Annotated in this window: 17 protein-coding genes; 6 read left to right on the top strand and 11 right to left on the bottom strand. The window is 42.0% G+C overall.

From position 1 onward, the window contains the following. Positions 1-579 (top strand): type I glyceraldehyde-3-phosphate dehydrogenase (locus ENH88_RS18800; RefSeq protein ID WP_304184649.1); only part of this gene is annotated, 579 nt, incomplete at its 5' end. A gap of 117 nt (positions 580-696) precedes the next feature. Further along, positions 697-1,821 carry a sterol desaturase family protein gene (locus ENH88_RS18795; protein ID WP_064667120.1) on the top strand — a complete coding sequence of 375 codons (1,125 nt, stop codon included), beginning with the start codon at positions 697-699 and terminating at the stop codon, positions 1,819-1,821. Between the two features lie 89 nt (positions 1,822-1,910). Here the strand turns inward: ENH88_RS18795 and ENH88_RS18790 are convergent, their stop codons facing one another. The 4 genes from ENH88_RS18790 to ENH88_RS18775 all read right to left on the bottom strand — a co-directional run bounded on the left by ENH88_RS18790 (position 1,911) and on the right by ENH88_RS18775 (position 8,159). Continuing rightward, on the bottom strand, positions 1,911-3,191 hold the full coding sequence (locus ENH88_RS18790; RefSeq protein WP_304184647.1) for a leucine-rich repeat domain-containing protein: 1,281 nt from the start codon (positions 3,189-3,191) through the stop codon (positions 1,911-1,913). Between the two features lie 90 nt (positions 3,192-3,281). Beyond that, positions 3,282-3,995: a YebC/PmpR family DNA-binding transcriptional regulator gene (locus tag ENH88_RS18785; RefSeq protein WP_304184646.1), complete on the bottom strand. Its 714-nt coding sequence runs from the start codon at positions 3,993-3,995 to the stop codon at positions 3,282-3,284. Between the two features lie 178 nt (positions 3,996-4,173). Next, positions 4,174-6,255, bottom strand: a complete 2,082-nt coding sequence (locus ENH88_RS18780) for a M13 family metallopeptidase (protein ID WP_304184645.1) — start codon at positions 6,253-6,255, stop codon at positions 4,174-4,176. Positions 6,256-6,410: 155 nt separating this feature from the next. Further along, a complete protein-coding gene (locus ENH88_RS18775) occupies positions 6,411-8,159 on the bottom strand; it encodes an ABCB family ABC transporter ATP-binding protein/permease (protein ID WP_304184654.1) in 1,749 nt (582 codons plus the stop codon). A 200-nt stretch (positions 8,160-8,359) separates the two neighbouring features. Between ENH88_RS18775 and ENH88_RS18770 the strand changes: the two genes are divergently transcribed. The 4 genes from ENH88_RS18770 to secF all read left to right on the top strand — a co-directional run bounded on the left by ENH88_RS18770 (position 8,360) and on the right by secF (position 12,900). Further along, positions 8,360-9,409 carry an NAD(P)-dependent alcohol dehydrogenase gene (locus tag ENH88_RS18770; protein ID WP_304184643.1) on the top strand — a complete coding sequence of 350 codons (1,050 nt, stop codon included), beginning with the start codon at positions 8,360-8,362 and terminating at the stop codon, positions 9,407-9,409. 121 nt (positions 9,410-9,530) lie between these two features. Next, entirely contained in the window at positions 9,531-10,028 is a 498-nt protein-coding gene (locus tag ENH88_RS18765; RefSeq protein ID WP_304184641.1) for a hypothetical protein, read from the top strand. A gap of 104 nt (positions 10,029-10,132) precedes the next feature. Continuing rightward, a complete protein-coding gene (secD, locus tag ENH88_RS18760; RefSeq protein ID WP_304184640.1) occupies positions 10,133-11,977 on the top strand; it encodes a protein translocase subunit SecD in 1,845 nt (614 codons plus the stop codon). Beyond that, positions 11,974-12,900, top strand: coding sequence for a protein translocase subunit SecF (gene secF, locus ENH88_RS18755; RefSeq protein ID WP_304184639.1), 927 nt, complete (start codon positions 11,974-11,976; stop codon positions 12,898-12,900). Before secD ends, secF begins: the two co-directional genes overlap by 4 nt. 59 nt (positions 12,901-12,959) lie before the next feature. Here secF and ttcA read toward each other — a convergent pair whose 3' ends face one another. The 7 genes from ttcA to ENH88_RS18720 all read right to left on the bottom strand — a co-directional run bounded on the left by ttcA (position 12,960) and on the right by ENH88_RS18720 (position 19,462). After that, positions 12,960-13,865: a tRNA 2-thiocytidine(32) synthetase TtcA gene (gene ttcA / locus ENH88_RS18750; protein WP_304184638.1), complete on the bottom strand. Its 906-nt coding sequence runs from the start codon at positions 13,863-13,865 to the stop codon at positions 12,960-12,962. Between the two features lie 86 nt (positions 13,866-13,951). Further along, positions 13,952-14,875, bottom strand: coding sequence for a universal stress protein UspE (gene uspE / locus ENH88_RS18745; RefSeq protein ID WP_304184636.1), 924 nt, complete (start codon positions 14,873-14,875; stop codon positions 13,952-13,954). A 105-nt stretch (positions 14,876-14,980) separates the two neighbouring features. After that, positions 14,981-15,715 carry an FNR family transcription factor gene (locus tag ENH88_RS18740; RefSeq protein WP_304184633.1) on the bottom strand — a complete coding sequence of 245 codons (735 nt, stop codon included), beginning with the start codon at positions 15,713-15,715 and terminating at the stop codon, positions 14,981-14,983. Between the two features lie 41 nt (positions 15,716-15,756). After that, on the bottom strand, positions 15,757-16,428 hold the full coding sequence (locus ENH88_RS18735; protein WP_304184631.1) for a sulfite exporter TauE/SafE family protein: 672 nt from the start codon (positions 16,426-16,428) through the stop codon (positions 15,757-15,759). Continuing rightward, on the bottom strand, positions 16,421-16,588 hold the full coding sequence (gene ccoS, locus ENH88_RS18730) for a cbb3-type cytochrome oxidase assembly protein CcoS (RefSeq protein ID WP_145233504.1): 168 nt from the start codon (positions 16,586-16,588) through the stop codon (positions 16,421-16,423). The genes ENH88_RS18735 and ccoS overlap by 8 nt, the downstream gene beginning before the upstream one ends. Then, complete coding sequence (locus tag ENH88_RS18725; RefSeq protein WP_304184629.1) at positions 16,585-18,960, bottom strand: heavy metal translocating P-type ATPase; 2,376 nt, start codon at positions 18,958-18,960, stop codon at positions 16,585-16,587. The genes ccoS and ENH88_RS18725 overlap by 4 nt, the downstream gene beginning before the upstream one ends. A 10-nt stretch (positions 18,961-18,970) precedes the next feature. Continuing rightward, a complete protein-coding gene (locus ENH88_RS18720; protein WP_304184627.1) occupies positions 18,971-19,462 on the bottom strand; it encodes a FixH family protein in 492 nt (163 codons plus the stop codon). Positions 19,463-19,555 lie beyond the last annotated feature (93 nt).

The raw sequence follows: 19,555 nt of genomic DNA, 5'->3' as shown, positions 1-19,555 counted from the left end.
GCCGATAGCAACATCATTTCTAATGCTTCATGTACAACTAACTGTTTAGCACCCATTGCAAAAGCAATTAACGATACAGTAGGTATTGAGCAAGGTAGCATGACGACTATTCATGCTTACACAAATGACCAAAACTTGTCAGATGTGTATCACCCAGATCTATACCGTGCGCGTAGTGCAACACAGTCTATGATCCCAACTAAAACAGGCGCAGCAAAAGCCGTTGGCTTAGTATTACCTGAACTTGCGGGTAAACTTGACGGCATGTCAGTACGTGTACCAACAATCAACGTATCGTTAGTTGATTTTACGTTTATCACAAAACGTGACACGACTGTTGCTGAAATCAATGAAATTATGAAAGCAGCTTCTGTTGGCTCAATGAAAGATATTTTACAATACAACGAGCTACCGCTTGTTTCTATCGACTTTAATCATAACCCAGCGTCGTCAATCTTTGACTCAACGCAAACGAAAGCCGATGGCAAACTTGTTAAAGTAATGGCTTGGTACGATAACGAGTGGGGGTTCTCAAACCGCATGTTAGACCAAGTTAAAGCTCTCGGTAAGTATTTATAATTAAGCATGTAAAAGTTTAGCTTTATCCAACAAAGCCGCGACTATCGCGGCTTTTTTACGTCTAGTAATTGGTAATGAATATGCTATTCTAGCGAAAAATTGAAAAAGGATAATTCAATGCTCAGTCATTTACCCCGTCGCGTATTTCGCACCAATCACTTGCAAATTGGTGAAGGAAATATTAGCGGTTATATTGCCTGCTTTTTAGCGATGCTATCATGTTTAGGCGTGCTCGCTTTTCATTTCCCCGAATATTTAACCACCCCTGAACTGAGAAAAAGCTACAGTGTTGAGTTTTTACGGCAACTGATGTTCGCTGCGCTGATAGTAGCCGGTAGCTTAGGGTTACTTAACTTTGTGCGTAATAAAAATAAACGCTTAGGTGCGACGGCATGGCTTTTTATTGTGCTTGCCATTGTGTTTGGTGGCCCAAATGTTGAGGTAAATGATTTTGCCGATAACACGCCCTATATTGGCCTAGATTGGTTTATCTTAGATTTATTAGGCTCAACCCTAATCTTTATTCTGATTGAAAAATTATTACCCCATCGCAAACAGCAAAAAATATTACGCAGTGAATGGCGCGGTGATTTAAACCACTTTTTCGTTAACCATTTGATTATTGGTTTTGTGCTGTTAGTAACCAATCATTTTGTGCACTATGGTTTTGGTTGGGCGGTATCGAGCACCGTACAAGGTTATATCAATCAATTGCCGTTTATTTTGCAAGTGCTGTTAATTATTTTAGTGGCTGATTTGATGCAGTATTTTGTGCATAGGGCTTACCATGAAGTGCCTTTTTTATGGCGTTTTCATGGTATACACCACAGTGCCAAAGAAATGGACTGGTTAGCTGGATCTCGCCAGCATATTTTAGAGATATTAGTCACCCGTAGTTTAGTACTTACGCCAATTTTTGTATTGGGTTTTTCGCAGCAAGTGATCAGCTTATATGTGATCATCGTGGGTTTTCAGGCGGTATTTAACCATGCCAATGTACAGGTGAGATTTGGCTGGTTGAAGTATCTATTGGTTACGCCGCAGTTTCATCATTGGCATCACTCTAGCGATAAAGCAGCCATTGATCGTAACTATGCTGCGCATTTCTCATTTTTAGACTATGTGTTTGGCACTGCCGTAAAAGGTCAACAAGAATGGCCTAAAGCCTACGGCGTAGTTGGAGATTACGTACCAACGGGTATGTTAAAGCAGCAGCTATTTCCGTTTAAAAAACAAAAGTAGCTTATTTTAAGCCCTATTTTCGTGATAAATCACGACCTACAGTTGGCTCGGTGTTTAGTTGTAGGTTGGGCTTTAGCTCAAAGCACGACCTAAAGGCTAAGGTCGTGCTTTAAAATATCAAACGAGGGGCGTTGTGCCATATCAGCATTCATACACTGGCGGGCAAGTGTTATTAACTGTGTTTTATCGCTGGTATTATCAGCGCACACACTCAATAAATCATCAATTAAACAGCCTATTGCTCTAACTTCAATGCGTTGCATTTGCAGGCGTTGATAGTCAGTCAGTGAGTCTAAGTTTGTCGCTGCACCAAAGTCACCAAACAGCACTGTGTATGCATTGTTTATCATAGTGTTGTGTGCATATACATCGCCATGACTTACATTATTGGCATGTAAGTGGGCAAGGGTGCTAAGCATTTGCTTAGCAATGTGTTTAATGGCCTGAGCAGTAAACTGGGTATGCTCGGCAAAGGTATCGCGAGTGCAGGTTTCAAGCGATGGCGGTAAGCCAAGATTTTGATAGTCTTTGTTAATAAGCTCCATTACAAGGCCAAGTTGGGCTGGGTTATCGATGTAAGCAAGTACCTTGATAAGGTTACTATGAACGCCTGCTTGCAAGCAGCAGTTTACTTCATCGAGCGGATAACCATCACTGGTAATTGCGCCTTTAAACAGTTTTAACGCCACTTTGTGCTCTTGCCAGTGCGCTAAATGAATAATCCCTGAGGCACCTTCACCAATTTGCTCTACAAGCGAAAACTCAGTGAGTTTTACTTGCTCTAGTGCCACATTCTGTAAGCTTTGTGCTTTATTAAACTGATTGCCTGCAAAGGCCAGCCAGCTGAGTTTTGGTAACTCAAACAACCAGTCATCAATATGAGTTAAGTTATTTGCTGATAAACGCACGAGTTCAAGCGCTTGGCAATACTGCATGCTGTGTGGCAATGTCGTTAGCTGGTTACCAGCAATAGCTAGTTTGCGCAGTTGCGTAAGCTCACCGAAGGACTCTGGCAATTGCTCAAGCTGGTTGTCGGTTAAGATCAGCCATTGTGTTGTGATGGGTAAACAATGCTCGGCAAATTTGCTGATTTGATTGCCTTTAAAAGCAATCATAATAAGGGCTGGGCATTTTGCTAATACTGGTGGAATATGCTGAAATTGATTAAACGATAAAAACACCCGCTTGAGCTTTTTTAAGTTAGCAAATTCGTCGGGCAAATCAGATAAGTTATTATTTGATAAATCGAGTACTTCGAGGGTATCTGCCAAGGTAAAAATTTCGGCTGGGAAGGTGCTGAGCTGCTCAACAAGTTGCAGGCGTTTAGCCCCGGTTAATTGGCCACTGCGAAGCTGTTCAAGGGTATTCAAAATACAAGTCCATTTATTTAGGTAGTTTAACTATTAGCAAATAAAAAAGGCCAATCAAGTTGGCCTTAGTAATCATTTTAGTCAATAAAATTAAAATTGTGCGTTGTGGTACACGTTTTGTACGTCGTCACAGTCTTCAAGCATGGCTAAAAAGCGTTCCATTACTTCCACGTCTTCGCCTGCAATTGGTGCTGCAATTTGTGGCACAAATGAGATCAAATCTTCATCGAATTCAGTAACACCCATTTCTTCCAGTGCGGTACGGGTGTTGTTGTACTCAGTATGCGGAGCAAACACAGTGACTTTGCCTGCTTCTACTTCTACGTCGGTGACATCAACGTCAGCCATCATCAGTGCTTCAAGCACGGCTTCATCGTCGTCGCCATCAAATACAAAAATAGCAAGGTGATCAAATAAGTGAGATACCGAGTTTTGTGCGCCAATTTTAGCATTGGCTTTAGTAAAGCAAACACGTACATCAGCAAAGGTACGTTTATTGTTGTCAGTTAAGCAATCAACAATGATCATGCAGTTACCCGGGCCGTAGCCTTCGTAGCGAGTTGCTGAATAGTCTTCACCGCCGCCACCTTTGGCTTTATCAATTGCGCGGTCTATTACGTGTGCTGGTACTTGGTCTTTTTTAGCGCGTTCAATTAAGCGACGCAGCGATAGATTGCCATCTGGATCAACGCCACCGTTTTTAGCACAAATATAAATTTCTTTACCGTACTTTGAGTAAACTTTAGTTTTAGCACCCGCAGTTTTAGCCATTGAATCTTTTTTGTTTTGGTAAGCTCTTCCCATCTGCGTTTCGCCTTAAATATATTTTTAAAAGTATAAATTTTGTAGTGCCGTATTCTATACCCAAACCACCACTAGATGCGAGCGTCGTTGGAATTAAAATTGCTTTGAGTAGGCAAGCAGCAGAAAAAATATAACCCGCAGTTGCGGGTTATATTTTCAAGCGAAATGTATCGGGTTATTACCAAATACGTACGCGTTGATCTTCTGGTAAATACAAAGCATCACCAGGTTGTACATTGAATGCTTTGTACCATGCATCGTGGTTACGTGGTGCTTGTGCTCTAAAACGACCTGGCGCATGGGTGCCACCGCGCAGTTGGTTTAGCATGCTTTGCTCGGTGCGTTTTTCTTTCCATACTTGTGCCCAGGCGAGGAAGAAGCGTTGATCGCCGGTGAGGCCATCAATAACAGGGGCTTCTTTACCATTTAAGCTTAACTTATAAGCGTGGTAAGCCATGGCTAAACCACCTACATCACCGATGTTTTCGCCTAAGCTATTACGGCCATTAACGAAGTTACCTTCAATTGGTTCATATTTACTGTATTGCTCAGCAAGTTGGTCGGCTTTGGCATCAAATGCAGCGCGATCTGAGTCAGTCCACCAGTTGCGCTGTACACCGTTGGCATCTGATTTAGAACCTTGGTCATCAAAACCGTGACCCATTTCATGACCTATTACTGCGCCAATGCCGCCGTAGTTTACCGCAGCATCTGCATTAGGATCGAAAAATGGTGGTTGTAAAATAGCCGCAGGAAACACAATTTCGTTAAATGAACTGTTGTAGTAAGCGTTAACACGTTGTGGTGTCATACCCCAACGGTTGCGGTCGGTTTTTTCAAGCTCTTTAGCAACACTGTCGGCTTGGAAGAATTCGCGGGTATTTCTAATATTAGCCATCAAATCGTTTTTGCTAATTGTTAAACCATCAAATGATTGCCATACATCTGGGTAGCCAATTTTTGGCACAAACGCGGCTAATTTAGCACGAGCGTTGACTTTAGTTTCAGCGCCCATCCAATCTAGATTATCAATACGTTCACCAAGCGCGGTGCGCAGGTTTTCAACCAATTCTGACATTTGTTGTTTTGATGATTCAGGGAAGTAGCGTGCTACATACACTTTACCAATCGCGAAACCCAATGAATCGGTGCTCGACATTTGGCTAATTGCACGCTTCCAACGAGGGCGTGGCTCTTGTTGACCATTAAGCTCTTTACCGTAAAACGCGAAATTAGTATTAAATACATCTTCAGAGAGTAGCTCTGCATTAGAGCTTAGTGCGTGATAGGTTAAGTAGTCTTTCCAAACTGCTAGGTCTTCTTGATTGATAAGCTCAATCATTGCTTTGATCGGCTCAGGCTGAGAAACGTTGAGCTGCGGTACTTTATAACCTGTTTGCGCAAAGTATAGATCCCAGTTAAAACCTGGGTAAGTGCTGTTTAATTCACTGCGTTTAATTTGGTTTAAGGTTAGGTCGCGGTTACGGCGTTTTTCGCGAGGCCAATGACCTTGTGCAATTTTAGTCTCAAGGGCTAAAATTGCTTGTGCACGTTTAGTGGTGTTGTCTACACCTGCTAGTTCAAGCATTTGAGCGATATGTACAACGTATGCGTTACGGGTTTTTTCAAAGCGCTCTGAATCTTCAAGGTAGTATGAACGATCGGGTAAACCTAACCCCCCTGCGCCTAAAGACATTTCATATTTATTGGGGTCAAGGCGATTAAACCACATGCCGCCGCCAATCGGTGAATTAACACCGCTAAGCCAGGCTTGACCAAACAATTTAGTGAGGTCATCGGTTGATGACACGTCATTGATCTCAGTCAATAATGGTTTGATCGGTGCTACACCTAGCTTATTGAGTGTTTCGGTGTCCATGTAGGCGTTGTAAAAATCAGCAATCAGTTGCTCTTCTGCATTTAAATCATCGCGTGCAGCAATTTCTTCAATAATTTCTTTAACACGTTCTTCACTGCGCTCAGCTAATCCTGAAAAAGCACCGTAGCGTGTTTTGTCAGCAGGCATAACGTAGGTGTCATACCAAGTACCACTGGCGTACATAAAAAAATCATCGCCTGGTTTTACTGCTTCATTACGGGCTGTTAAATCTACACCAAAGCTACCTAGTTCAGGTTTTTCTGCGGGGGCAGTTGTTGTTTCAACGGCTGTTTTAGGTGCGGCTGTTTCGGTTGTTTCAGGCTTTGAACAGCCTGCTAAAAATGTGGCAGCGAGTGTGGCTGCAATCAGTGTTTTTTTCATTGGATTACCCTGAATGTTATTTTTATCATACGTTTTTATAATTCTCACTTGATTGTTATAGATAACGCAAAGCGAGACAAACTTTTTGAGGTGAATAACCTAACCACCCGATAAAGCTGTGTTAACAATTAAAGTAACGGAGTACGCGATAGTTATCAATTTTTTGCTTGCGTTTGTTGTAACTGCCACATCCGTGCATATTCGCCATCTAAGGCTAAAAGTTGCGTATGGCTACCTTGTTCAACAAGCTCTCCGGCTTGCATAACAAGGATAGTGTCGGCATCGGTAATTGTTGATAGTCGGTGCGCAATCACTAAGCTGGTATGGTTATTGGCAACTTCGCGCATGGCGTTTAAGATTGCTTGCTCTGAGTGAGAGTCCAGCGCTGAGGTCGCTTCGTCAAAAATTAAGATCGGTGATTTTTTCAAGATGGCGCGAGCGATGGCAATGCGTTGTTTTTCACCACCAGAGACTTTTAAGCCGCGTTCACCGACAAGGGTTTGATCGCCTTTATCAAGACTGCTTATAAAGGGCTTTAAATGAGCCATTTCAATAGCGTGATCAATTTCCGCTGTTGTTGCGTCAGGGCGTCCATAGGCGATATTGTCCCGTATGCTAGTATTAAAAAGTACGGTGTCTTGTGGGACGATGGCAATTGCTTGGCGCAAGCTGTGTAAAGTGATACTGCGTATATCTTGACCATCAATACAAATTGCACCACTGTCAATATCATAAAAACGATACAGCAAGCGGGCAAGGGTGCTTTTGCCGGCACCACTGGCACCTACAACGGCTACTTTGCTACCTGCTTTAATGGTAAAGCTCAGTTGTTTGAGAATAGCCCGCGAGCTGTGATAGCCAAAATTAACGTTTTTAAATTCTATATTCGCGTTTTGTATAGTGAGCTGTTGCGCATTTTCTTCATCTGTAATGAGTGGCTTACGGGTTAATAGGCCAAGCATATTTTCCAGATCAGTGAGGGCGCGGCGAATTTCTCGATACACAAAGCCTAAAAAGTTAAGCGGCAAAAATAGCTGGATCATGTAGGCATTGATCATCACCAGTTCACCAATGCTGAGTTCGCCGGATACTACATCTAAGGTCGCTAACCACATCAAGGCGGTGATCGCAGCGGCAATAATCAGTGCTTGACCAGAATTGAGTGCTAATAAAGATAAGCGATTTTTTAGCCGTGCTTGCTCCCAAGTGGCTAAAAATGAGTCGTAACTTTTCGCTTCATAGGCTTCATTATTAAAGTATTTGACGGTTTCGTAGTTTAGTAAGCTATCAATTGCACGGCTATTGCTGTTGTTGTCAGCCTGATTTGCTTCACGAATGAAGCGATTACGCCACTGCGTAACAATAACAGTAAAGACGATATAAATAATCACTGCAACGAGCGTAACAAGTGCGAACCAAGGAGAAAAAAGCGTCGCGAATATGACTGCCACAATAAGAATTTCAAAGAGGGTAGGGATGATATTAAACATTAAAAAACGCATTAAAAAGCTTAACCCTTGGGTACCACGTTCAATATCACGGCTAATGCCGCCAGTTTGTCTATCTAAATGAAAGCTCAGCTCAAGTGCATGTAAATGTTTAAATACTTTCAGGCCAATATGACGCATGGCATGCTCTGTTACGCGGCCAAATAAAGCATCACGTAGTTCGCCAAAAAACACCCCTGCAAAGCGCAGTCCACCATATAAAAGTAACAGCGCTACAGGGACGATAAGAATGGCTTGCAGGTTGCCATCAACGGCATCAATAATTTCTTTAAGCGCCCATGGCATCAGCAAGGTTGCACCTTTTGCAGCAATAAGCGCAAGTACGGCTAACAAGACCCGACCTTTAAATACCATTAAATAAGGCCAAAGTGTTTTAACACTTTGCTTTAAATTCATGGCATCTACATGTTTACTGGTATGCTCTTTTTGGCTCATTCCACGCAATTTAGGCTCTCTTTTATAAATTTGATGAATGTAGAATCAGGCAAAAGTCTGCCTGATTTAGGCAAGTGGAAATTTACAATTAAGCCTATACTATATGGCTAATAGTGTAACATTTAACGTTATACAGTCTGACGTTAAAATAAGGAGCAAACATGAAAACAGTAGGTTATGCGGCACATGCTGCGGATAAACCATTAGAAGCTTATCATTTTGAACGCCGTGCTTTGCGCAGTGAAGACGTCAATATTGAAATTTTGTATTGTGGTGTGTGCCATTCTGATTTACATACCGCTGAAAATGATTGGGGATGGACACAATACCCCATCGTACCGGGTCATGAAATTGTCGGCCGCGTATTAGAAGTAGGCAGTGGCGTTACTAAGTACAAGGTTGGCGATCATGTTGCGGTAGGGTGTATGGTGGATAGCTGTTTAGCGTGCGATCAGTGTCATCAAGGTGAAGAGCAGTTTTGCCGCGAAGGCATGGTTGGTACCTATTCAGGGCAAGACCGTATTAGCGGTGAAATGACTAAAGGGGGTTATGCAAAGCACATTGTTGTCCGTGAAGAATTTGTACTTAGCGTGCCGAAAAATTTAGATTTGGCAAAATGTGCACCGATCTTATGTGCCGGGATAACCACTTATTCACCGCTTCGTACTTGGAATGTCGGCCCTGGTAGCCGTGTTGCGGTGATTGGTTTAGGTGGCTTGGGCCATATGGCTATTAAAATTGCAGCCGCGATGGGGGCGCATGTGACAGCCATTAGTCGTAGTGCTGATAAAGCAACGAAGGCTTTAGCATATGGTGCAAAAAACTTATTGATATCTAACGATCAAAAAGCGATGGAGAGCCATGCAAATAACTTTGATTTGATCATTAATACCATTCCCGTTAAGCATGATTTTACCCCATATCTGCCGCTTTTAGATATTGATGGTACGCAAGTGCTGGTTGGCCAAGTGGGTGAAATGGCAGAGTCAAATTCAGTGCCATTATTATTGGGTCGGCGTCGTGTGGCGGGCTCGTTAATTGGTGGTATTGCGCAAACGCAAGAAATCCTCGATTTTTGTGCACTGCACAATATTCTTCCTGAAGTTGAAATGATTAAAATGGATGAAATCAATCAAGCGTTTGAGCGCCTAAAAGAAGGCGATTTATCTCACCGCTATGTGATTGACATGTCATCATTGGCAGTTGATTAATTTAGATCCGTGCTTGTTTAGCCGCAGGTAGTAAGCTTGCGGCTTTTTTTATCGTAAATTAGCTATTGAAATAGTATGATTCAGCCTCATTAATAAGCTAGTTCACTTTTTTGATAATAAAATGATTCGCTTTCGCTTAGTCCTTACCGTGTTACTGATGTTTGCTGCACTTTTTAGTGTGCAGGCAACTGCTGCCAGTAGCATGGCGGTAATTCAGACACAGTCGAGCGTATTGGTTGGAGCAGAGATTTTTTCGCAGTTCAGTGATTTTCAACCTAAAGCAGCCAACACAGCAGTATCCAGCCACTTATCTGTAAGTAAACAAGTCGCCATGTTAGCTGCGGATCAACAACCGCAAGGATCTGGTTTTGAATCATTGCAACCACGTTTAACGGTTAGCAACTCGTCATTATTTTTATATCCTAGTCAAGTAGAGCCAAATTATGCGGCAATATTTGAGTTTTTTGTGCCAAGCCTTGCGCGGCAACTCTACTTACAGCCTCTTGAACCACCCACACGATTACCTTGGTTTGTATCTTATGATGGTAAAAAGTCACGTTTGAGTGGTTGGAAAGACGCTAATTTACAGTATCGGGCAGTCCTTACCTACCACAGTTAATTCTTCCAGTTAATTTTTCGGTGTTTTAGCGATTTCGCTAAAGCAGTAAATAACTGCGCCTATCTGGCGTGAAGCCTATGCTTTGATAGGCTTAAGGAAGAAGTATGTTAAAAAAATCATCAAAAAAACCGCTGTTGCAGCGTTTTAAAATAAGCTATATGGCGATGCTTTTAGCGCTGATATTACTGACTATTAGTGCCTTACCAAATTTATATCCTGCAAAATCGTGGCTGCATGTTACACCGCAACAGCCGTTACACTCCGAGCTACTAGCGATTGATACGCAAAAAAATGTCATTGATTTTTTAAATCAACACGGCTTTATTGTCGATCAATCCGTGCAGTCATCACAGCAGCTACCTTCATTAAATGTGCTACTTCAAGAGCCCACCAAAAGCGCAGCAGCGCAACAAGCGTTAAAAAGTGAGTTTGCGCAGTTGCATGTAAAAATAGTGACTCATCAAACAAGTCCTGACTGGCTACAAAGTTTAGGATTAGCGCCGATAAAACTAGGGCTTGATCTCAATGGTGGCGTGCTATTTGTATTAGATGTTGATTTAGCTAAAGTACAACAAGAACAACTTGATAGCGCTTATGAGCAAACAAAAACGATTATTCGTGATCAGAAAGCCAGAGGGGTTCGCGTACAGCAAAATGCACAGGGGTTTGAATTGCATGCATTGCCAGCGGCTCAAGATGAATTACTTGCAGTGCAAGCGCAGCTATTAAAGCGTTTTGAACGTTTAGCCGCGACTGTGCATGCACAAGGTAAGTTAACAACAGTGGCATTTAGCTTTAGTGAGCAAGGCAGTAGCGCGTTTGCTAAAGAGGTGATGAGTCAAACCTTGACTACTCTGCGTGGCCGTATTGAAGAATTAGGCATCACAGAAGCGGTAACCCAACGTCAAGGCAAGCAACGTATCCGTATTGAACTGCCCGGTGTACAAGATCCTACAGAAGCAAAGCGGATCATTGGTGCAACGGCATCACTTGATTTTTATCAACTAAAAGAATATGGCGGAAAAACCTTTACTCTGCAAAATGGGGGGACCATCAACCTAGATCCCATTGCTATTTTTTCAGGTCAGCATATTAATAATGCTCATGCTGGGCGGGATGAATGGGGAAAACCATTGGTGCAGCTAAGTCTTGATAGTCAAGGTGGCGAAGCCATGTCGGCGTTTTCAAAACGTAATATCGGTAAACCAATGGCCACGGTGTATTCTGAATATTACAAAAATGCCCAAGGTAATGTGGTTAAAAAAAGTGAAGTGATTAATGTTGCTAATATTGCCCAGCACCTGAGCAGTCAATTTAGTATTACTAATATGCAAAGCCCACAAGCGGCGCAAGATTTAGCGCTATTATTGCGTGCTGGATCACTGACGGCTCCGGTGACCATAGTGCAAGAGCAAACCATTGGACCCAGCCTAGGGGCCGATAATATTAACAACGGATTAGCCGCTTTAATGTTAGGCATGGGTATTACATTAGCCTTTATGGCGCTGTGGTATCGCCGTTTAGGGCTGGTGGCGAATATTGCCTTATTGCTGAATTTAACCGCCTTGGTTGGATTAATGTCGCTGTTGCCTGGCGTGGTGCTCACTTTACCAGGGATTGCAGGTTTGGTACTGACGATTGGTATGGCTGTTGATACCAATGTTATTATTTTTGAACGTATCAAAGAAGAGCGCCGTAAAGGCCGTGCGCCATATCAAGCAATAGAGCAGGGTTATAAACAAGCTTTCAGCACTATTTTTGATGCCAATATTACCACTATGATCACCGCTATTATTTTATACGGTATTGGTTATGGGCCAATCAAAGGTTTTGCAATTACGCTTGCTTTGGGACTGATAACCAGTGTGTTTACCGGCGTTTATGTATCGAAGGCATTAAGCCAAACGTTGTACTTAAAATTGGCAAATAAACGAGGAGTAACCGCATGAATAAAGCAACTGAGAAAATGAGCACAGCAACACGTTTACGTTTATCTGGTTTGGTTTTATCTATCTTATTGGTGGTTTTTTCTGTACTAGGTATTGCTACCAAAGGATTAAATTTTGGCCTTGATTTTACCGGCGGCTATTTAACCGAGTTTACTACCTCAGTGCCGATCAGTAAGGTTGAACTAGCCGCTAAAATTAGTGGTTATCATCCTGATAACTTTACCTTGAGTGCACAATCTAGCCAACACTTTCAGCTAAGAGAAGCAGAGCAAGCAAGTACTTCAGTGTGGCTCGCAACGGTTACGCAAGATGAGACGCTGGGTGCTGAAGTTGTGTCATCTTCTTACTTAGGCTCACAAGTGGGTGATGAATTATTTGAACAAGGGTGTTTGGCATTATTTGCAGCGATGGTTGCCGTGATGATTTATTTAGCGCTACGGTTTGAGTGGCGTTTAGCGCTGGGAGCAGTCGTTGCTTTAATGCATGATGTGATTGTAGTGGTTGGCTTATTTGCATGGCTACAACTTGATTTTAACTTAACCGTGTTAGCGAGTTTGCTGGCAATCATTGGTTACTCCTTAAATGATTCTATTATTGTTGGCGATAGAGTGCGCGAGCTGCTGCGTTTAGATACTAAAAAACAACAAGCTAGCGTGAATACAGTGATAGACGAATCGATTAAGAGCACTTTGACCCGTACCTTGATCACCTCTGGCACTACACTTGCGACGGTCGCAAGCGTTTGGTTATTGGCAGGTGCGCCATTACAGGGCTTTGCGATCGCTCTATTTGTGGGGATCGTGGTGGGTACTTTGTCATCAATTTGTATTGCTGCAACGTTACCGCAATTACTGGGGTTAAGACATGAGAACTATCACATTAAGATTGATGAACAGAGTCAAGCGTTAATGGATATGCCGTAACTGGCAATAAAACAAAAATGCCGCGATAGTCGCGGCATTTTATTGTATAAGTTAATTTGTTAACTTAAATTAATCGTCATTACTTCAGCTGTTTCATCGTCGCTAAGTACAGGTTGTTTTGGGATATCTGGTTTATCAAGCGCAATATCACCACCATCTATTACTGCACCGGTTGTTAAGTTGGCGAAATCAAACAATTCATTATCTGCTAAGTGTGATGGCACCACATTTTGCATTGCTGTAAAAATACTCTCAATACGACCTGGGTGGTCAATATCCCACTGAGCAAGCATCGCTTTGGTATGTTTTCGCTGTAAATTTTCTTGTGAGCCACACAGGTTACACGGAATGATAGGGTAGGCTTGGCTGATAGCATATTGTTCAATATCAGTTTCTTTACAGTATGCTAATGGGCGAATGACCATGTGCTCACCGTTATCACTCATTAATTTAGCCGGCATGCTTTTGAGTTTGCCACCGTAAAACATGTTTAGGAACATTGTTTCAATCATATCGTCACGATGATGGCCTAAGGCAATCTTAGTTGCACCCATTTCATTTGCGGTACGGTATAAAATGCCGCGGCGTAAACGTGAGCATAGTGAACAGGTGGTTTTACCTTCAGGGATGATATCGGTGACAATACTGTAAGTGTCTTCTTCGACAATTTTGTATTCAATGTTTTGTGTGTCTAAATATTCTGGCAACACATGTTCAGGAAATCCTGGCTGCTTTTGATCTAGATTTACAGCAAAGAGATCAAACTTTATGGGTGCAACGCGTTGTAAATGCTGCAGCATATCCAGTAGCGTATAACTGTCTTTGCCGCCTGATAAACAGACCATGATGCGATCGCCTGCTTCAATCATATTGAAGTCCATCACCGCTTGACCAGTTTGGCGACGTAAGCGCTTTTGTAACTTATTGAAGTTAAATTGCGCTTTGGCTTGAACAGAATGCGACATTACGGCCCCTTGAATACTATGCGTAAAATAAAGGGGCGTATTATATGCTGAAAGTGACAATGCTCAAAACTTATTTATTGACTAATTTATTTTGCTAATGGAGAAACATAGCCATCGGGTTTTAAGGCCAATACGTCACAATCAAGGCTGTCAATAACATGCTCTGCGGTATTCCCCACCAATGCCGCACTTAAGCCTGTACGGCCAACGGTACCAATGACAACAAGTTCACTGTTAAGGCGCTTAGCGACATCCGGGATCACATCCTCTGGTAAACCTTCTTCGATAATACAGTTTTGTTGACTAATTTGATGCTTGGCTGCTAATTCTTGGGTTGATTCAATATGGTGTTTTTTCACCGATTCATTGTAGACACTCGGATTAAACTCTGGAATTTCAATGGCGATATTCACAGGTGTTGCAGGGTAGGCGTTGACCAGATTTAAACTGGCGTTGGCAAGTTCACATAAAAATTGCGCGTCTTTAATAATGCGATGATTTAAATCAAGGTGTTGTTGGTTTTCACTGACGGCATTAACTGCAGCTAAAATATTCCCTTGCGCAGGCCATGCATGCTCTTTGACTAATAATACGGGGGCTGGACATTTACGAATTAAATGCCAATCAGTGGGCGTAAAAATAACGGATTTAAGGGTATCGTGCTGGTGAGTGCCTTTGACGACTAAATCAAACTGTTGATTGATAACTGTATCGATGATCGCCTCATAAGCGCGATTGTGCCAAACAACTTGGCTTTGGATTTTGACCTCTGGATACTGGGTCAAAATATCATCTACCCATAATTGACGGTCTTTTACGACTGCGTTACGCATTGCTTCGCGTTCATCCCCAGAGAGCATGGTCGTCATTTCATATGAAAAATCATAAATGCTCATGAAGGCGGTGATACTGGCACCGGATTTTTTAGCAAGTTCAATAGAGCGAGATAAACCATGCTGCGAATCAGTGGTTGGGTCGATAATAGCGAGGATCTGTTTGATAGTGTTCATAAGCTGCTCCTTTAACTACATTCTATGGTTAGTTAATACTTACAGTGTAACGCATTTCATGAGGAGTTAAAGTAACAGCAAAACATATGTTGCGCTAGATCAAGTTTATTTAGGATGAATTGCCGCGGCGGCTGATAAACCGTCACTATCTAAAATAGTGATAAATTTACCTTCCACTTTTATTAGCTCTGCTTTTTGAAAACGGCTGAGTAAACGGCTAATAGTTTCAACGGTTAAGCCAAGATAATTGCCAATTTCGCCGCGAGTCATGGTAAAGCGAAACTCTTTGCGGGAAAAACCACGCTCACCGAAACGATTCGATAAATTATGAATAAAGCTGGCTAAGCGCTCTTCAGCCGATTTCTTATTCAGAGACAGTAACATTTCTTGATCGTAGTTAATTTCACTGCTCATCAAACGCATAATTTGTTGGCGTAATTTCGGCAATTTACCTGACAATTCATCTAATGTGTCAAATGGGATTTCACATACCATTGATGTTTCAAGTGCTTGAGAAAAGCTTTGATGAGTCATCTTATTTATTGCATCAAAACCAATTAAGTCTCCTGCCAAGTGAAAGCCAGTGATCTGTTCATCCCCTTGCTCAGAGAGGGTGTATGATTTAAATGAACCAGAGCGAACTGCAAAAATAGCGCTCAATGGGGCACCCAACTCAAACAGAAAATCACCTTTATGTAATGGCTTTTTACGCTCGATGATTTCATCCAGTTTATCCAGCTCTTGACCATTGAGGGTAAAGGGCAAGCATAATTGGCTAATACTGCAGTCGTTACAGCTGATAGTGCAATTGTTTTTGGCTTTGTTGTGAGATAAATCCATGAGTTCAATCCATAAAATGTTGTCACATTAATCTGTTAAGATTAATGCAGCAGCTGATCAGTTGCAATAATAAGTAAATAAACCCCATACCAAATAAGTACACTGCCCAGCACTATGCGTGCCCATGGGTGGTTTAATACTTTATGTAATATTTGTGCGCCCATGCCTATGCTTAACATGGCCGGAAATGTGCCAAGAGCAAAAAATAGCATGACTAAAGCGCCGTCAGTGGCCGTTTTACTGGTCATCGCCCACGTTAACGCTGAATAAACTAAACCACACGGTAGCCAACCCCATAGTGCGCCATAAGCGATTGCCTTAGGTAATGAGTTGATTGGCATGATAAAGCGGTTTAGCTTTACCAAGTGCTGCCATACTAATGTTTTTCCCAGCGATTCAAGCCATTGTAAGCTTACACCTAAACGCATGATATACAAGCCCACTAAGATCATAAATAGGCCACTTAGCAATGCTAAGGTTAACGCGACCCAATGACTTTGGGTGGCAAAATGGCTGCTGATCCCTGCAACCAGTGCTCCCGCTAACATATAGCTGCCAGCACGGCCGAAGTTATACGCAATAGAGTACTGCCATGGTCGGGTTTTATCTGTTGCTAATTGCAAGGAACTGGCAATACCGCCACACATCGCAATGCAGTGACCGCTGCCAATTAATCCCATAATAAACGCGCTGACGAATAACGGATCAATCATTGCTTTTTTTGTGTTGCTCTTTGTCGTCTTCAAACAAAATACTATGACCTTGTTTGTTTAAATCTGAAAATTGTTCACCGCGAACAGCCCAAAAGAACACCCCAATTGCAATTAATACAAATAAAATAGCAATGGGGACTAGGATATAAATGATACTCATAACTTTAATAACCTCAGTGAGTTACTGATCACAATAATGGAACTTGCAGACATTCCTATGACCGCCATCCAAGGCGCCACAAGACCTAATGCCGCAAGCGGTAAGATAGAGCCATTATAGAGCAATGAGAGCGTTAAATTTTGCTTTATTATGCGGCGCGTTTTTTTCGATACCGTTAATAAATGATCGATAGCAGCTAAATCACTGTTGAGTAATACCACATCGGCGGTATTTTTGGAAATATCAGCGCCAGTTTCCATTGCAATAGATAAATGCGCGCTGTTAAACACTGGGCTGTCGTTGACACCATCGCCTACCATGGCGACAATTTCACCTTGGCTAGACCAGTGTTGTACTTCGCTTTGTTTATCTTCTGGCAAGCAGGCTACTTTAAAGCTATCAAGTTTGAGCTTCTTAGCAATTTGCTGTCCTGCATTTGAGGCATCCCCGGTTAGCATATGACAAGTTAAGCCTTGCTGCTGTAAAGAGGCGATTAACTGTGCTGCATTGTTTTTTATTTCATCAACAAAATAAAAGTTGGCAACCGGTTGTTGATCAATATAAAAAGTGGCTTGAGCATTGCTTTTTTTACTGTTAAACCAGCCGCTTTTACCCACTGCATAATGATGCGTGTCATCTTCACCGGTAATACCAAGGCCTGGATGAATCTTAATATTGGTCAAATGGCGTTGCGTCGGTGTAAATTCAGTAAACGCAGTGGCAATAGGATGCTCAGAATAGCTTTCGAGTTGCGCAGCTAAGCCTAAAATTTGTTTTTTAGAAAGTGAGCCAGATAATAAATCGACGGCATCGAGTGTAAAACGTCCTTGCGTTAACGTGCCTGTTTTATCAAATGCAACGCGGGTTAATTGTGGCAGAGTCTCGAGCACATGCGATTGCTTAATCAGTATTCCTTTGCGAGTCAGCGTGGCCACAGCACAGGTCAATGCGGTTGGAATAGCTAAGCTTAGTGCACAAGGGCAGGTTGCTACAAGCACCGCAATAGTGATCCAAAATGCATGTTCTGGGTCAACCTGATACCAGCCTATTGCGGTGATCGAGGCAAAGATCAGTAAGCAGGCAACAAACCATTGTGCCACTTTGTCGGTAATTTCTACCAATTTTGGCCGCGTGGCAAGTGCACTGTGCTGAAGCTTTATTATCTGATTTAAAAGTGTATTTTGGCCAATTTTGTTGATGCGAATTTCAATCACACCATCATGATTTAGCGTTCCTGCAAAAACGTGATGCTCAATGTATTTATTAACAGGTAAATGTTCACCAGTCATCATTGACTCGTCAACTGTGGTGCTGCCCGCGCAAATAATGCCATCTGCTGGAATGGTTTCCCCAGCTTTAATTAATACCCGATCATCGAGTTGCAGCTTTTTAGCTGCAATAATACGTTCTTGGCCATTTTCATCCAATTTTCGTGCTGTAAGCGGTAATAATTTTTGCAAGTTAGCGGTAAATTCACTGGCTTTAAGACGCGCACGAAACTCTAAATATTTACCTAATAAGAGTAAAAAGGTAAACATACAAATAGATTCAAAATAGACTTCACCAACTGCCATAATTGTTGCATAGCTACTAGCGCCATACGCGCCAAAAATAGCCAACGAAACAGGTAAATCCATATTCAGTTGTTTTGCTTTTAAGCCATTAATTGCGTTGCTTAAAAAGGGCATCGCGCTGTAGAGAATAACTGGTGAGGCGAGTATTAGGCTGATCCAGCGAAAATACTGTTCAAAGTTTTCTTCCATGCCAGAAAACATACCAAAATACATGGCAAATGCGAACATCATCACTTGCATGGTCATTAAGCCTGCCACGCCAAGCCTGCGTATGTAGGCTTTGGCAACGAGTTGTTTTTGGCTTGCTTCAAGATCGGCTTGGAAAGGATACGCTTTGTAACCAATTTCAAGTAATGATTTGATTATTTCGCTCAGCGGCAAGGCATTTTTGTGCCATTGGATCATGGCACGGTTAGTTGAGGTGTTTACATCTACCCGTTTAACGGCTGGCATATTCAGCAGTTGTTTTTCAATAAGCCATGCACACGCGGCGCAAGTGATGCCTTCAACGGTGAGTAGCACTTCACTGACATCACCATTTGTGGCGATAAACTCATCTTGAATATCTTCATTATCGTAACTTTTGATCAATTCAAGCTGCTCAGGGATGAGCTGCTCAACTTTACCTGCCGTCACAGTTCTGAATTTATAATAATCGGTCATGCCTTGGGCGACAATGGTCTCAGCAACGGTTTGGCAGCCAATGCAACACATTGACTGCGCGCTACCTTCTATAACAACCGTAGCACTAAAACCAGTTGGTACACTTTCAAGGCAATGAAAGCAGTTATTAGACATGATAGGGTGACTACTTATATTCCGGACTTATGGCAATACTTTGCTCACTTGGCAAAGTGATGTTTTCTTTTAGTTTCCAACTACCGTCGGTTGGCTCAATAAATACAGTATAAGTACCATTAATGTATGGTTCGATAATAGCGGTAAACTCACCATTCGCATTAGGTGTTAAATGAGTACTAAAATCATGATCCTGAATTGTGCGATGATAAAAAGACAGCTTTAGCGAGTGAATATTACTAGTATCACCTTTATTGAATTTAAAGCTTACCTTGTCGCTATCAACATGTAATTCACCGTGTAAATATAACGCTTTAGCTTTATCGAACTTACTTAACTCTAAGTTAATCGCTTTACCTTTTTTGTAGTAATCATCAACAACCATATCAGGGCCATTGCCGATTGCTGTGATAAACAAAGAAATACAACCAATGATGGCAACGAGTGGAAAAAAGATTAAGAACCAAGGCCAGAAATTTTTATACCAAGGAGTAGCAGTCATAAATACACTTAATTTGGTTACGATAAGCGCATTTTATAGGAATTTAATTGAAAAGACTAAAAAAAAGCCTCCAGATGGAGGCTTTTTTGATCT

Source organism: Pseudoalteromonas prydzensis, from assembly GCF_011050055.1.
In the GTDB taxonomy this organism is placed as follows: Bacteria; Pseudomonadota; Gammaproteobacteria; order Enterobacterales; family Alteromonadaceae; genus Pseudoalteromonas; species Pseudoalteromonas prydzensis_A.
The sequence above is the reverse complement of the archived record's forward strand: the minus strand, read 5'-3'. Positions and strand labels throughout refer to the sequence as shown.

What these genes read in the sequence shown, in the direction of transcription:
- ENH88_RS18795 (WP_064667120.1), top strand. Translation starts at nt 697, where the DNA reads ATGCTCAGTCATTTACCCCGTCGCGTATTTCGCACCAATCACTTGCAA.
- ENH88_RS18785 (WP_304184646.1), bottom strand. Translation starts at nt 3,995, where the DNA reads ATGGGAAGAGCTTACCAAAACAAAAAAGATTCAATGGCTAAAACTGCG.
- ENH88_RS18780 (WP_304184645.1), bottom strand. Translation starts at nt 6,255, where the DNA reads ATGAAAAAAACACTGATTGCAGCCACACTCGCTGCCACATTTTTAGCA.
- ENH88_RS18775 (WP_304184654.1), bottom strand. Translation starts at nt 8,159, where the DNA reads ATGAATTTAAAGCAAAGTGTTAAAACACTTTGGCCTTATTTAATGGTA.
- ENH88_RS18770 (WP_304184643.1), top strand. Translation starts at nt 8,360, where the DNA reads ATGAAAACAGTAGGTTATGCGGCACATGCTGCGGATAAACCATTAGAA.
- ENH88_RS18765 (WP_304184641.1), top strand. Translation starts at nt 9,531, where the DNA reads ATGATTCGCTTTCGCTTAGTCCTTACCGTGTTACTGATGTTTGCTGCA.
- secD (WP_304184640.1), top strand. Translation starts at nt 10,133, where the DNA reads ATGTTAAAAAAATCATCAAAAAAACCGCTGTTGCAGCGTTTTAAAATA.
- secF (WP_304184639.1), top strand. Translation starts at nt 11,974, where the DNA reads ATGAATAAAGCAACTGAGAAAATGAGCACAGCAACACGTTTACGTTTA.
- ttcA (WP_304184638.1), bottom strand. Translation starts at nt 13,865, where the DNA reads ATGTCGCATTCTGTTCAAGCCAAAGCGCAATTTAACTTCAATAAGTTA.
- uspE (WP_304184636.1), bottom strand. Translation starts at nt 14,875, where the DNA reads ATGAACACTATCAAACAGATCCTCGCTATTATCGACCCAACCACTGAT.
- ENH88_RS18740 (WP_304184633.1), bottom strand. Translation starts at nt 15,715, where the DNA reads ATGGATTTATCTCACAACAAAGCCAAAAACAATTGCACTATCAGCTGT.
- ENH88_RS18735 (WP_304184631.1), bottom strand. Translation starts at nt 16,428, where the DNA reads ATGATTGATCCGTTATTCGTCAGCGCGTTTATTATGGGATTAATTGGC.
- ccoS (WP_145233504.1), bottom strand. Translation starts at nt 16,588, where the DNA reads ATGAGTATCATTTATATCCTAGTCCCCATTGCTATTTTATTTGTATTA.
- ENH88_RS18725 (WP_304184629.1), bottom strand. Translation starts at nt 18,960, where the DNA reads ATGTCTAATAACTGCTTTCATTGCCTTGAAAGTGTACCAACTGGTTTT.
- ENH88_RS18720 (WP_304184627.1), bottom strand. Translation starts at nt 19,462, where the DNA reads ATGACTGCTACTCCTTGGTATAAAAATTTCTGGCCTTGGTTCTTAATC.